We start from the raw sequence: 13799 nt of genomic DNA on the forward strand, positions 1-13799 counted from the left end.
TTTGAAACTGACGTTTTTTTGTATGCTTATTTTGACTTGATGTAGTTGATACCGTCTGCCTTAGGTGCAACTGCTTTTCCAAAGAAGGCTGCCAAGACAAGGATAGTCAAGACATAAGGCGCGATTTGAAGGTAAACCGCTGGCACTCCTTGTAGGAAAGGTAATTGAGAACCGATAACTGCCAAACTTTGTGAAAGTCCAAAGAAAAGACTAGAAAGCATAGCACCAATTGGGTTCCATTTACCAAAGATCATCGCAGCAAGGGCGATAAATCCAGGACCGACAATAGTTGTCACTGAGAAGTTAACTGAAATGGATTGAGCATAAATCGCTCCCCCAATTCCACCAAGGAAACCTGAAATAACAACCCCAAGATATCGCATCTTGTAGACATTGATCCCCAAGGTATCCGCTGCTTGAGGGTGTTCACCAACAGAGCGAAGACGAAGACCAAAACGTGTCTTAAAGAGAATAAACCAAGCAAGGAAAGAGAAGGCAATCGCGATATAACCTAGTAGACTGGTTGACTTGAAGAAGATATCTCCAATCACAGGGATATCAGCCAAAACTGGGAAATCAAAACGTCCAAAAGTCTGGCTTAAGTTATCCGTTTGTCCTTTGTTATAAAGAACTTTAACCAAGAAAACTGCTAGGGCAGGAGCCATCAAGTTCAATACTGTACCACTGACAACATGGTCCGCACGGAAATGAACTGTAGCGACTGCATGGATGAGAGAGAAAATAGCTCCCACAATACCAGCAACTAACAAGGAAATCCAAGGAGTCGCTGTTCCAAGTTGTTCTGCAAACTCAAGGTTAAAGACAACCCCAGAAAAGGCTCCCATAACCATAATTCCTTCAAGACCGACGTTAACGACACCACCACGTTCAGAGAAGACTCCTCCGATACTCGTAAAAATAAGTGGTGCTGAGTAAATCAGCATAGAAGAGACCAAGAGGGTGAGTAATGTTGTAATAGACATCCTTACTTACCTCCTTTAACTTGTTTTTTAGGTTTGACAAAGCGTTCGATAATATAGTGAACGCTGACAAAGAAGATAATAGACGCTGTTACAATGCTGACAAGCTCAGATGGAACTTGCGCAGCGTTCATACCCGGTGCTCCTACTTGCAAAACTCCAAATAAGAAGGCCGCAAAGAGAATTCCAATTGGTGAATTTCCAGCAAGCAAACTAACTGCCATCCCGTTAAATCCGACAGCTAATGATGATCCCTGAACGTAAACGTTTTGGAAAGTTCCAAGACCTTCGACCGCTCCACCAAGACCAGCCAAGGCACCAGAGATAATCATTGATAGAATGATTGTACGTTTTGCTGAAATACCAGCGTACTCTGAAGCATGGGGATTAAGACCAACTGCACGAATTTCAAAACCGAGAGTCGTTTTCTTTAGCAAGAACCAAATCACAGCTACAGCAATGATTGCAAAGAAGATTCCGATATTCATACGGGAATTTCCAGTCAACTCTGATAACCATGGTGTCTGGTATGTAGCATTGGCACTAACACGAATCGTTGAATCTGTACTTTGCATAATATCTTTAGGAAAGGCATGAATAAAGGCATTTCCCACATACAATACAATGTAGTTCATCATGATGGTCACGATAACCTCTGACGTACCGAGATAGGCTCTGAGGATACCTGGAATCGCACCAACAATTCCACCTGCGATCAAAGCAATAATCACTGTTAATGGAATCAACACGAGACGAGGCATATCTGGATTCGATAAGGCAAACCAACCACTGAGAATCCAGCCTGCAAGTGCTTGACCAGGAAGTCCGACGTTAAAGAAGCCTGCTCGACTGGCAACTGCGAAACCAAGACCTATCAAGACAAGAGGACCCATGGCACGGAAAATTTCTCCAATCCCACGGAGGCTACCAAAAGCTGTATAGAACAACTCCTCATAGCCCCAGATAGCATCATATCCGAAGATCCACATGACAATGGCTCCGAGCAAGATTCCTAAGAATACGGAAATCAAGGGAACCGAAATTTGTTGTAATTTTTTAGACATCACTCTCCTCCTTTCCCAAGTTTCCACCTGCCATCAAGACACCAAGTTCTTGTTTGTTAGTTGTTTCTGGCGATACAATACCTTGAATCTTACCATCGTGAATAACAGCAATTCGGTCTGAGACATTTAAAATCTCATCCAATTCAAAGCTGACAACAAGGACAGCCTTCCCGTTATCACGCTCTTCAATCAAACGTTTGTGGATATATTCAATGGCACCGACATCCAAACCACGAGTTGGCTGGCTGACGATAAGGAGATCAGGATCACGATCAATCTCACGAGCGATAATCGCTTTTTGTTGATTTCCTCCTGAAAGAGCTGCCGCTGGAACAAATTCGCTTGCCGCACGGACGTCAAATTCTTCCATCAATTTCTTGGCATTTGAAGTGATATTGGCATAGTTCAAGATGCCATTTTTGCTGAGTGGTTCTTTGTAGTAGGTTTGAAGAGCGATATTTTCTGAAATCATCATCTCCAAAATCAAGCCATCACGGTGACGATCCTCAGGAACGTGCCCCACGCTTAGTTCTGTAATTTGTCGAGGATGCATCCCCACGATTGATTTGCCTTTTAATTCAACGCTACCTGACTCAACCTTACGAAGACCAGTAATGGCTTGAATGAGTTCAGATTGACCATTGCCATCAATACCTGCAATACCTACAATTTCACCAGCACGAACATCCAAGGATAGATTTTTCACTGCTGGTACACCGCGGTTTTCATTGACAGCCAAGTCTTTGATAGACAAGACCACTTCTTTGGGTTGTGGTGCTTGTTTTTCCGTTTTAAAGGAGACTGAGCGTCCAACCATCATTTCTGCCAAGTCCGCATTTGTTGCTCCTGCGATTTCAACCGTCTGGATTGATTTCCCACGACGGATAACTGTCACTCGATTCGATACTGCACGAATCTCATCCAGTTTATGGGTAATCAAAATGATGGACTTCCCTTCTTTGACAAGGTTTTTCATGATTGCCATCAACTCATCAATCTCTGAAGGAGTCAATACAGCTGTAGGTTCGTCAAAGATAAGGATGTCAGCACCACGATAGAGTGTTTTCAAGATTTCTACACGTTGTTGGGCACCAACGGAAATATCCGCCACCTTAGCAGCAGGATCCACTGCCAAACCATAACGTTCAGAAAGAGCCTTGATTTCTTTAGTAGCACCAGCTATATCTAGAACACCATTTTTAGTGATTTCACTCCCTAAAATGATATTCTCAGCTACCGTAAAAGCCTCAACCAACATGAAATGTTGGTGAACCATCCCAATTCCAAGACCAGCGGCTTTAGATGGTGAGTCTAGTTTTACAACCTGACCATTCACCACAATTTCACCACTCGTTGGTTCAAGAAGTCCTGCTAGCATATTCATCAGAGTGGATTTACCCGCTCCATTTTCTCCTAAAAGTGCATGAATTTCACCTTTTCGCAGTTGCAAGTTGATTTTGTCGTTTGCTACAAATTCACCAAACACCTTGGTAATATCCCGCATCTCAATGACATTTTCGTGTGCCATATGCTCTTCCTTTCAGAGGTTTATTTTATTTCAATAAAACCTGCTAATCACATTAACAAGCTCTATTGAGACAAAAATTGCCTCAATTCTTAAAGAAGCGACCAATGGCCGCTTCCTAAGAAATGACTTTTATCCATTATTTTTCAGGAACTTTTACGCTTCCGTCAAGGATTTTAGCTTTTGCATCTTCAACAGCTTTTTTACCCTCTTCTGAAAGGTTTGTTACTGCTAGCTCAACCCCTTTATCTTTCAATGAGTAAACAATCACTTGTCCACCAGGGAATTCACCTTTTTCTGTTTTGTTGGCAATATCTTTTACAGTTGTACCAACTTGTTTCAATGTAGATACAAGAACAAAGTTAGATTCTTTACCATCTTTAGAAGTGTATTTACCTTCTGCTGCTTGGTCACGGTCTACACCGATAACCCAAACTTTTTCGTTTTCATTTTTGTTTTCGTTCAATGATTTTGCTTCAGCAAAGACACCAGCACCTGTACCTCCAGCCGCTTGGTAGACAACGTCTGCACCGGCAGCGTATTGAGCTGCTGCAATTGTTTTACCTTTGGCAGCATCACCAAATGAACCAGCGTAGTCAACTTGGACTTTGATAGATGGGTCTACTGATTCAACACCAGCTTTGAATCCAGCTGCAAAACGTGAAATAACTTCAGATTCGATACCACCTACAAAACCAACTTGTTTTGTTTTCGTAGTTTTCGCTGCTGCAACACCAGCAAGGTAAGCTGCTTCGTTATCCGCAAATCTTACGCTCGCAACATTATTTTGACCTTCAATCACATCATCAATCAAGACATAGTTTAGGTCAGAGTGGTCCTTTGCTGCTTCCTCAACTGCATTGTGAAGGGCAAAACCAACACCGAAGATCAGGTTGTAACTTCCAGCCGCTTGTTGCAAGTTGTTAGCATAGTCTGCTTCACTTGTTGATTGGAAATAAGTAAAGCCTTTATCTTTAGAAAGATTGTGTTCTTTACCCCAGTCTTGCAAACCTTCCCAAGCTGATTGGTTAAATGATTTGTCATCAACACCACCAGTATCTGTTACGATCGCTGCTTTGGTCTTCATTTCAGATGAAGATGAAGCTGCGTTACGAGAAGAGCGGTTACCACATGCAGCAAGTCCAACTGCTGCTACTGCAACTAGACCAAGGCCTAGCCATTGTTTCTTGTTCATTACTGAACCTCCTAAATATGATGTGCAACGATGTTGCAAGTATGGATTGATTGGCCACAAGGACCGCGTCACTCAGAGAGTGGCCAGACTAGTTTAAGTCTGTAAATGAGTATGGAAGTAACTCCCCGACCGTCATCTCGACCGTCGATCTATCTTTAGCGACTAATGTCACTTTTAGATCTTGTTCAAAAAATTCAACCATGACCTGGCGGCAAGCACCACATGGCGAGATGGGTTTTTCAGTTTGTCCGTAGACAATCAATTCTGAAAACTCTCGTTGCCCCTCAGAGACTGCTTTAAAAATAGCAGTACGTTCTCCACAATTAGTCAAGGGATAACTAGCATTCTCGATGTTCACACCCGTATAAATACTACCATCCTTGGCTACTAAAACAGCACCTATGGGAAAACGAGAATAGGGGACATAGGCTTGTTTGCTGGTTTCAATTGCTAGTTCAATTAACTCAGTAGTCGCCATCTGCCAATTCTCCTTTTAAGATTGTTACACCAGCAGATGTTCCGATACGGGTAGCGCCTGCTTCCACAAAAGCGACAGCATCTGCATATGAACGAGCTCCACCAGCTGCCTTAACTCCCATATCTGGCCCGACTGTTTCACGCATCAACTGAACATCCTCAATAGTGGCACCACCAGTTGAAAATCCAGTTGATGTTTTGACAAAGTCAGCACCCGCTTTCTGGGATAATTGGCAGGCCACAACCTTTTCATCGTCTGTCAACAAGCAAGCTTCGATAATGACCTTAACCAGCTTGTCACCACTTGCTTCTACGACAGCACGGATGTCCGATTCAACTAAATCCAGATTGCCTGATTTGAGGGCACCAACATTGATAACTATATCAATCTCATCTGCACCGTTTTGGACAGCTTCTTTTGTTTCAAAAGCTTTCACAGCTGAAGTTGTTGCTCCCAAAGGAAAACCTACTACTGTACAAACCTTTACATCTGAGCCTTCAAGCCCTGTTTTCGCATGTTTAACCCATGTGGGATTGACACAAACGCTAGCAAAGTCATACTCACGCGCTTCAGATAGCAAACGATCAATTTGTTCTTGGCTTGCATCTTGCTTTAAAAGCGTATGATCAATATATTTATTTAACTTCATATTCGGATTCTCCCTGATTTTATGAGATAATTTCTATAATTTCTCGTAAACTTTGCACTCCATCATTTATTTTAACATATTTTTGAAATTCTGTAACTAGTTCAGAAGAAATTTTTCCATTTGTATAAACTTTTGCAACAATTTCACCCTTTTGAACGGAGTCTCCAACTTTCTTTTCAAAAACAATCCCTGTTTCATAGTCCAAGTCATCAGACTTGATTGCACGACCAGCTCCTAGTCTCATGGCATAGAGCCCAAATTTCATTGCAGGAAGAGCTGAAATAACACCTGTATCTTGAGCTGGAATTTCCAGCACATGGGCAACTTTAACGGGGCGATAGAGATCTTCTAAATCACCGCCTTGTGCTGCTACCATTTCTTCAAACTTAGCCAGTGCTTGGCCATTTTCCAGGTGTTGACGGATTTCCTTGATCGTTTTCTCAACATCAGCCAAGCCAAGCATAATCTGAGCCAATTCACAGATAAAGTGGGTAATATCCTGACGGCCTTTCCCTTGTAAAATCTCCAATGCCTCAAGGATTTCGAGACGATTGCCAATAGCTCTTCCCAAGGGTTGGCTCATATCGGTAATGACTGCTACTGTCTTTCGACCAACAGCCTTACCAAGATCCACCATGGTTTGAGCCAATTCGCGCGCCTCATCAACCGTCTTCATGAAGGCACCCTCACCGACCGTTACGTCTAGCAAAATGGCATCCGCTCCTGCAGCAATTTTCTTGCTCATCACCGAACTAGCAATCAAAGGAATCGTGTCGACAGTTGCTGTCACATCACGAAGGGCATAGAGAAGTTTATCTGCTTTAACCAGCTGATCGGACTGCCCAATGACAGATACACCAATATCTTGTACCTGACGAATGAAATCTTCTTGACTTCGCTCAACTTGATAGCCCTTAATGGACTCCAATTTATCAATTGTTCCACCAGTATGGCCGAGACCACGACCACTCATTTTAGCAACGGGCACTCCGAAACTCGCAACAAGTGGAGCCAAAATCAAGGTCACCTTATCACCTACACCACCAGTCGAATGCTTATCAACTTTAACCCCATCAATAGCTGACAAATCAAACTCCTGACCTGTTTTAACCATATTCATCGTCAGATCAGAAATCTCACGTGTGGTCATTCCTTTAAAATAAACAGCCATAGCAAAAGCAGACATTTGATAGTCTGGAACAATTCCAGCTACATAGCCTTCTACTAGCCACTTGATTTCAGCTGCAGTCAGTTCTTGACCATCTCGTTTCTTTTGAATTAAATCAACTGCTCTCATGTTTTCACACTTCTAAGGATATAATATCCCTTGTCTTTCTTTATAATTTCACAATTTCCAAAAACATCTTCCATCTTGCTTTTAGCACTTGGAGCTCCTTGTTTTTTCTGAATGACGATGGTTAAATCTCCTCTGTCTTTCAAGAAATCTCTGCTCTTTTCGATAATCTCATGAACAACCTGTTTTCCCGCTCGAATCGGCGGATTGGAAATAACATGGTCAAACTTCCCTTCAACTTGTTCATAGATATTGGATTGGAAAATCGTTACTTCTACTTTATTACGTTCAGCATTTTGTCGCGCTAGGTCCAAGGCACGATTATTGATATCGACCATGGTCGCCTGAACTCCATAAGCCTTGGCCAATGACAAGCCCAATGGCCCATAACCACAACCCACATCAAGGACCGTCTCTCCTTCATTTACCTCTAGACACTTGAGCAAGAGCTGACTCCCAAAGTCAACCATTTTCTTGCTAAAAACACCCGCATCCGTCAAAAAGGTCATGTTTTCTCCCAACAACTCCACTCTCAACTCATGAATGTCGTGAGCAGCATCAGGACTTTCTGCATAATACATTTTACTCATAAAACTATTTTACCATAATTTGGCTTGAATTGTAAATCGTTTACAAAGTGATGATCAAATGAAAAAGACTGAAAAAACCAAGTCAAAAAGACCTTTTCTTCAATATCTTTCAATTATTAGAAATGCATTATAATCTATCGGGAACTACAAATTATCATAGTCAGGAAAAAACAGTTCGTCTGTAATCAGGCGCATTTTTATTACCATTTCTTAACCTTAAAATACTTTATTATCAACAAGATTACCAATATGATGTTTAGATAAAAACCCAACTGATAAGTTTGTGTCAAGATTTCCAAACTTGTCCAAAGTCGTATCAAATCTTCTAGTGACATACGGAATAGATATCCTTCTGTAGCAATCCACAAAATCAAAAATAGATAACTACCAGCAGCAAGCCATTTCGTCCACTGCTTTTTTACTAGCCAAGCAATCAAGATTGAACAGATAAAGATAACTGTTACAAGGAGATGATCCATTAAGAAGGTAAAACCGTAATAGGTTTCTACAAAGCGTCTCCCATTATCCGTATTCGCTCCCCTTATAAAAGGTAGTGCAAAACTTAAAATAAAACAGAGTTCCAATATGTAACATCTCAAGATTTTCATTGTATACCTCCTAAAGTTGTGAACGAAAAAACCCACTTTTAATAACTGATAACTCTTCAGAAACAATTCCCTATCTAATCATTAAACTATTCAACCTCCATCTCTATTATACGATATTGACTTACTACCATCAAGAAACCGCTTTATTTTTTTAGCTTTTTATGGTATGATAGACAAAATATCTAGGGGAAAACAATGACCAACGAATTTTTACATTTTGAAAAAATCAGTCGCCAGACTTGGCAATCTTTACATCGAAAGACAACACCTCCTTTAACAGAAGAGGAACTAGAATCCATCAAGAGTTTCAATGACCAGATTAGTCTGCAAGATGTCACAGATATTTATTTACCTTTAGCACATCTCATCCAAATTTACAAACGCACCAAAGAGGATTTAGCCTTTTCTAAGGGGATTTTTCTCCAAAGAGAGAGTAAATCTCAACCCTTCATTATTGGAGTTTCAGGAAGTGTAGCTGTAGGAAAATCAACAACTAGCCGACTTCTGCAAATCCTTCTCTCTCGTACAGTTACTGATGCTACTGTAGAATTGGTGACAACTGACGGCTTTCTCTATCCCAATCAAACCTTGATGGACCAAGATATATTAAATCGCAAAGGTTTTCCTGAAAGTTATGATATGGAAGCTTTACTGGATTTTCTTGATCGCCTAAAGAATGGACAAGATGTCGATATTCCTGTCTATTCTCATGAAGTGTATGACATCGTTCCTGGAGAGAAACAACGTGTCAAAGCTGCTGACTTTGTTATTGTCGAAGGCATCAATGTCTTTCAAAACCCTCAAAATGAGCGCCTTTACATCACTGATTTCTTTGATTTCTCCATCTATGTGGATGCTGCTGTCGAGGACATTGAAAGTTGGTATCTGGATCGTTTCTTGAAACTGCTCAGCTTTGCCCAAAATGACCCCAACAGCTACTACCACCGTTTTACGCAAATGCCGATTGGAGAAGTTGAAGCCTTTGCACACCAGGTTTGGACCAGCATTAATCTCACAAATCTACAAAACTATATCGAACCAACAAGGAATCGCGCCGAGGTCATTCTCCACAAGACTAAAAACCATGAAATCGATGAAATTTACCTAAAAAAATAATTTCCCCTTGTCAAAACATAAGTTTTCAGATATAATAGTATAGTTAGTAAATATGGAGGTAAGAACATTGGCAAACATTAAATCAGCTATCAAACGCGCTGAATTGAACGTTAAACAAAACGAAAAAAACTCAGCTCAAAAATCAGCTATGCGTACTGCTATCAAAGCTTTCGAAGCAAACCCTTCTGAAGAACTTTTCCGTGCTGCTAGCTCAGCTATCGACAAAGCAGAAACTAAAGGTTTGATTCATAAAAACAAAGCAAGCCGCGATAAAGCTCGTCTTTCAGCTAAACTTGCTAAATAAGAAACAGTCCATAGAGGCTGTTTTTTTGTCCTCTAGTCAGAAAAGGTAGAAAATGAAAATAGCAATCATAGGATATTCTGGAGCTGGCAAGTCAACTCTAGCTGAAAAGTTGTCAAACTACTACTCCATCCCCAAACTGCATATGGATACACTCCAATTTCAACCTGGTTGGCAAGACAGTGACCGCGAATGGATGTTGGGCGAGTTGAAAAACTTTCTCACAAAGCATGAAGCTTGGGTTATCGATGGCAACTACTCTTGGTGCTATTACGAGGAAAGGATGCTGGAAGCTGACCAAATCATCTTTCTCAATTTTTCACCTTGGACTTGTCTCTTTCGAGCCTTTAAACGGTATCTCACATACCGAGGCAAGGTACGAGAAAGCATGACTGCAGGTTGCCCTGAACGCTTTGACTGGGACTTTATCAGATGGATTCTCTGGGATGGGCGGACAAAGAATGCTAAAGTACGCTATCAACGGGTTCAAGAAACCTACCCTGAGAAAGTAATTGTCCTCAGGTCGCAAAAGGATATGGATTACTTCTTAGAAAATCTCGCACATAACAAGAAAAACCAACGTGTCTAACGTTGGTTTTTTGCTTTTACCCAATCACACTTCCGTTTGGTACAGCTGGATCCACTGTGAGAAGGGTTAATTGTCCATCATGTTCAGCTGAGAGAATCATCCCTTGGCTGACATATTTTTTCATCATTTTACGTGGTTTGAGGTTGGCAACGATTTGAACCTTCTTGCCGACCAATTCTTGCTCGTTTGGATAGTATTTGGCAATTCCTGAGAGGATTTGACGATCTTCACCATCACCAGCATCTAGGCGGAATTGGAGCAACTTATCAGAACCTTCTACTTTAGTCACTTCTTTGACTTCTGCGACACGGATTTCGACCTTATCAAAGTCTTCGAACTTGATTTCATCCTTGTTTAGTTTGAGTTCAACTTCATCTGGATTCCATTCTTTTTCGACTGCTGGTTTGTTGCTTTCCATTTGTTCCTTGATATAGGCAATCTCTTCTTCCATGTCGAGACGTGGGAAGATTGGTGTGCCTTTGGCAACAACAGTCACACCAGCAGGGAAATCAGCCAAGCTCAAGTTTTCTAGGCTAGAAACTTCTGCTAGACCAAGTTGTGCCAATACGGCGCGACTAGTTTCCATCATAAATGGCTCAATCATGTGAGCTACAACACGAAGGCTGGCTGCCAAATGGATCATAACACTTGCCAATTGGTCAAGGTGCTCTTCATCCTTAGCCAAGACCCATGGGGCTGTCTCATCGATGTATTTGTTGGTACGTGAGATAAGAGTCCATACTGCTTCTATGGCACGTGGGTAGTCAACTGCTTCCATGTGTGTATGGTAGTCAGAGATAGATTGCTCTGCTACTTGAGCAAGAGCATTATCAAATTCAGTCACACCCTCTACATAGGCAGGGATTTGCCCATCAAAATACTTGTTAATCATGGAAACCGTACGGTTAAGGAGGTTTCCAAGGTCATTGGCCAATTCATAGTTGATACGGCCGACGTAGTCCTCAGGAGTAAAGGTTCCGTCTGAACCGACTGGAAGGCTACGCATGAGGTAGTAACGAAGTGGATCCAGTCCATAGCGCTCTACTAACATTTCAGGGTAAACGACATTCCCTTTAGACTTAGACATCTTGCCGTCTTTCATGACAAACCAACCATGGGCAATCAAGCGGTCAGGCAATTTCATATCCAACATCATGAGAAGAATTGGCCAGTAGATTGAGTGGAAACGGAGAATATCTTTTCCGACCATGTGGAAGACTGTTCCGTTCCAGAACTTGTCAAAATTAGCATGATCCTCTTGACCGTAACCAAGAGCGGTCGCATAGTTGAGAAGGGCGTCAATCCAAACATAGACAACGTGTTTTGGATTTGATGGGACTGGTACTCCCCAGGTAAAGGTTGTACGAGACACTGCCAAATCTTCTAAACCTGGCTCAATGAAGTTACGCAACATTTCATTAAGGCGACCATCTGGAGTGATGAAATCAGGGTGCGATTTGAAAAATTCAACCAAACGGTCTTGGTATTTGCTGAGGCGAAGGAAGTAAGACTCTTCAGAAACCCATTCCACTTCATGACCTGATGGAGCGATACCGCCCGTCACATTTCCAGCTTCATCACGGAAAACTTCCGCAAGCTGGCTTTCTGTAAAGAATTCCTCATCTGAAACTGAATACCAGCCAGAGTATTCACCCAAGTAAATATCATCTTGAGCAAGCAAGCGCTCAAAGACCTGAGCCACTACTTTTTCATGGTAGTCATCAGTTGTACGGATGAATTTATCGTATGAGATATCGAGTAATTTCCAGAGTTCTTTGACTCCAACCGCCATCCCATCAACATAAGCTTGAGGTGTGATGCCAGCTTCTTCCGCTTTTTGCTGGATTTTCTGACCATGCTCGTCAAGACCTGTCAGATAAAAGACATCATAGCCCATGAGGCGTTTGTAGCGAGCTAGGACATCACAAGCGATGGTTGTGTAGGCAGAACCGATATGAAGTTTACCAGATGGATAGTAAATCGGCGTTGTAATATAAAAATTCTTTTCAGACATAATTTTTCCTTTCCAGGCAAATGAAACCTGATTTTCTAACACTTCATTATATCATATTTTCGGTGATTTTCTATAGGAAAATCCATACAAAAACAAGATAGACAAGTGTCCATCTTGTTTTTTTTCTTGTTTAGATTACTCATAGCGAAGGGCTTCGATTGGATCAAGCTTAGACGCTTTATTGGCTGGCAAGACTCCGAAGATCATCCCAACGCTGGCTGACACAGCCAAGCTAAAGAGAGCGATTGGGAGGGAAACCCCAACTTCAATACCTGCAATCATGTTTTGAAGCAGTACTCCAGCTAACATGGTCATTCCAGCAGCAATCCCAAGACCGATGACACCACCTAGCAAGGTCAAGATCATAGACTCAATCAAAAACTGTACTAAGATATTAGCCCGAGTAGCTCCAAGAGCTTTCCGCAGACCAATCTCCCGCGTGCGTTCTGTCACCGAAACCAGCATGATATTCATAACACCAGTTCCCCCGACAAAGAGAGAGATTCCTGCGATGGCACTGATAATGGTGGTCATAAAACCAAATAGTTGTTGTACTTCTTGGAAGGCGGCAGTTGCGTCCGCAACTTGGTACTCTCCTTGCTGAAGACCAGCAATCTCGGTCAGTTTTCGAGCCAACTCCGGCCCCAAGGTCTGCGTTAGACTAGTATCATTGACACGAAAGACGATGTTCGATATTTCATCAGTATTAAAATTGGCTGCGAGAGAGATATTGGTCGTAATTGGAAGACCACCAATCCCAAAGGCTTTAGCAGTTTTAGCTTCATTGCTAGTATAAACGCCAATCACACGGTAACTAAATTCATTGACAGAGATGATTTGATTAACCGCAGCTTCTGGACTATCAAACAAACTCTTGGCTAGTTCTTCATCCAGCAAAATCACACTGGCAAATTCCTTGTAGTCTTGCGGTCTTAGACTTCTACCCGCAACGATTTCATTTTCAACTGCGTTCATGTAGGTGCTATTTCCGCCTGTCAGTGTCGCTCGTTCAACCTTCTTATCCTTATAAGATAGGGTGACGTTGGTCGAGTTGGTGACATAGTAACTGTCTACTCCTTTGAGTTTGGCAGCTTCCTTGACCCAAGACTCCAGTGGTTTTGGTGGTTCAACATGAACATCCTCTTCTTTCCCACTGACTGTCAAAGCTGACTGACGCTGAGTAAAGGAGCCATCCTTGCTCTTGATAGGAGAGAAAAAGACATGGATATCCTTCTGCGATTTGGTCATGTTTTTATTGACCTGACGAGACATAGAGTCGCCAAGAGCCATGATGACAACGACAGACGAAACTCCGATGATAATCCCGATCATGGTGAGGAAGGAGCGCATCTTGTGGGCCATGATGGATGAAAAGGCAAATTTCAGATTCTGCATC

14 protein-coding genes are annotated in these 13799 nt (G+C 42.0%); 3 read left to right on the forward strand and 11 right to left on the reverse strand.

The genetic code is table 11. The features are described 5' to 3' along the window. Positions 1–26 precede the first annotated feature (26 nt). From AXF18_RS08885 to AXF18_RS08925, 9 genes are all read right to left on the reverse strand, one after another. Entirely contained in the window at positions 27–983 is a 957-nt protein-coding gene (locus tag AXF18_RS08885) for an ABC transporter permease (RefSeq protein ID WP_000029140.1), read from the reverse strand. A 2-nt stretch (positions 984–985) separates the two neighbouring features. Next, the gene (locus AXF18_RS08890) at positions 986–2044 is read right to left on the reverse strand and encodes an ABC transporter permease (protein WP_049504509.1); all 1059 of its coding nucleotides are present in this window, start codon (positions 2042–2044) and stop codon (positions 986–988) included. Further along, positions 2037–3572, reverse strand: coding sequence for an ABC transporter ATP-binding protein (locus AXF18_RS08895; RefSeq protein ID WP_065371834.1), 1536 nt, complete (start codon positions 3570–3572; stop codon positions 2037–2039). The genes AXF18_RS08890 and AXF18_RS08895 overlap by 8 nt, the downstream gene beginning before the upstream one ends. A 136-nt stretch (positions 3573–3708) precedes the next feature. Beyond that, a complete protein-coding gene (locus tag AXF18_RS08900; RefSeq protein ID WP_065371835.1) occupies positions 3709–4764 on the reverse strand; it encodes a BMP family protein in 1056 nt (351 codons plus the stop codon). Between the two features lie 88 nt (positions 4765–4852). Next, positions 4853–5242, reverse strand: a complete 390-nt coding sequence (locus AXF18_RS08905) for a cytidine deaminase (RefSeq protein WP_065371836.1) — start codon at positions 5240–5242, stop codon at positions 4853–4855. Then, positions 5229–5891 (reverse strand): deoxyribose-phosphate aldolase, encoded by a 663-nt coding sequence (gene deoC, locus AXF18_RS08910; RefSeq protein WP_065371837.1) that lies wholly within the window; start codon positions 5889–5891, stop codon positions 5229–5231. Before deoC ends, AXF18_RS08905 begins: the two co-directional genes overlap by 14 nt. A 19-nt stretch (positions 5892–5910) precedes the next feature. Next, entirely contained in the window at positions 5911–7188 is a 1278-nt protein-coding gene (locus AXF18_RS08915; protein ID WP_065371838.1) for a pyrimidine-nucleoside phosphorylase, read from the reverse strand. Then, positions 7185–7775, reverse strand: a complete 591-nt coding sequence (locus AXF18_RS08920; RefSeq protein ID WP_084437480.1) for a class I SAM-dependent methyltransferase — start codon at positions 7773–7775, stop codon at positions 7185–7187. Before AXF18_RS08920 ends, AXF18_RS08915 begins: the two co-directional genes overlap by 4 nt. A gap of 200 nt (positions 7776–7975) precedes the next feature. Further along, entirely contained in the window at positions 7976–8383 is a 408-nt protein-coding gene (locus AXF18_RS08925) for a hypothetical protein (protein ID WP_065371840.1), read from the reverse strand. A gap of 195 nt (positions 8384–8578) precedes the next feature. Between AXF18_RS08925 and coaA the strand changes: the two genes are divergently transcribed. From coaA to AXF18_RS08940, 3 genes are all read left to right on the forward strand, one after another. Continuing rightward, positions 8579–9499 (forward strand): type I pantothenate kinase, encoded by a 921-nt coding sequence (coaA, locus tag AXF18_RS08930; protein WP_000180503.1) that lies wholly within the window; start codon positions 8579–8581, stop codon positions 9497–9499. 67 nt (positions 9500–9566) lie between these two features. After that, positions 9567–9803, forward strand: a complete 237-nt coding sequence (rpsT, locus tag AXF18_RS08935; protein WP_001274000.1) for a 30S ribosomal protein S20 — start codon at positions 9567–9569, stop codon at positions 9801–9803. Between the two features lie 52 nt (positions 9804–9855). Beyond that, on the forward strand, positions 9856–10389 hold the full coding sequence (locus tag AXF18_RS08940) for a DNA topology modulation protein (protein ID WP_065371841.1): 534 nt from the start codon (positions 9856–9858) through the stop codon (positions 10387–10389). Between the two features lie 16 nt (positions 10390–10405). Here the strand turns inward: AXF18_RS08940 and metG are convergent, their stop codons facing one another. After that, entirely contained in the window at positions 10406–12403 is a 1998-nt protein-coding gene (gene metG, locus AXF18_RS08945; protein ID WP_065371842.1) for a methionine--tRNA ligase, read from the reverse strand. Between the two features lie 135 nt (positions 12404–12538). Then, positions 12539–13798, reverse strand: coding sequence for an ABC transporter permease (locus AXF18_RS08950; protein WP_033584878.1), 1260 nt, complete (start codon positions 13796–13798; stop codon positions 12539–12541). Position 13799 lies beyond the last annotated feature (1 nt).

It is taken from the genome of Streptococcus sp. oral taxon 064 (assembly GCF_001683375.1).
GTDB lineage: Bacteria > Bacillota > Bacilli > Lactobacillales > Streptococcaceae > Streptococcus > Streptococcus oralis_S.

What these genes read in the sequence shown, in the direction of transcription:
- AXF18_RS08890 (WP_049504509.1), bottom strand. Translation starts at nt 2,044, where the DNA reads ATGTCTAAAAAATTACAACAAATTTCGGTTCCCTTGATTTCCGTATTC.
- AXF18_RS08940 (WP_065371841.1), top strand. Translation starts at nt 9,856, where the DNA reads ATGAAAATAGCAATCATAGGATATTCTGGAGCTGGCAAGTCAACTCTA.
- metG (WP_065371842.1), bottom strand. Translation starts at nt 12,403, where the DNA reads ATGTCTGAAAAGAATTTTTATATTACAACGCCGATTTACTATCCATCT.
- AXF18_RS08925 (WP_065371840.1), bottom strand. Translation starts at nt 8,383, where the DNA reads ATGAAAATCTTGAGATGTTACATATTGGAACTCTGTTTTATTTTAAGT.
- coaA (WP_000180503.1), top strand. Translation starts at nt 8,579, where the DNA reads ATGACCAACGAATTTTTACATTTTGAAAAAATCAGTCGCCAGACTTGG.
- AXF18_RS08950 (WP_033584878.1), bottom strand. Translation starts at nt 13,798, where the DNA reads ATGCAGAATCTGAAATTTGCCTTTTCATCCATCATGGCCCACAAGATG.
- AXF18_RS08895 (WP_065371834.1), bottom strand. Translation starts at nt 3,572, where the DNA reads ATGGCACACGAAAATGTCATTGAGATGCGGGATATTACCAAGGTGTTT.
- deoC (WP_065371837.1), bottom strand. Translation starts at nt 5,891, where the DNA reads ATGAAGTTAAATAAATATATTGATCATACGCTTTTAAAGCAAGATGCA.
- AXF18_RS08885 (WP_000029140.1), bottom strand. Translation starts at nt 983, where the DNA reads ATGTCTATTACAACATTACTCACCCTCTTGGTCTCTTCTATGCTGATT.
- AXF18_RS08900 (WP_065371835.1), bottom strand. Translation starts at nt 4,764, where the DNA reads ATGAACAAGAAACAATGGCTAGGCCTTGGTCTAGTTGCAGTAGCAGCA.
- AXF18_RS08915 (WP_065371838.1), bottom strand. Translation starts at nt 7,188, where the DNA reads ATGAGAGCAGTTGATTTAATTCAAAAGAAACGAGATGGTCAAGAACTG.
- AXF18_RS08920 (WP_084437480.1), bottom strand. Translation starts at nt 7,775, where the DNA reads ATGAGTAAAATGTATTATGCAGAAAGTCCTGATGCTGCTCACGACATT.
- AXF18_RS08905 (WP_065371836.1), bottom strand. Translation starts at nt 5,242, where the DNA reads ATGGCGACTACTGAGTTAATTGAACTAGCAATTGAAACCAGCAAACAA.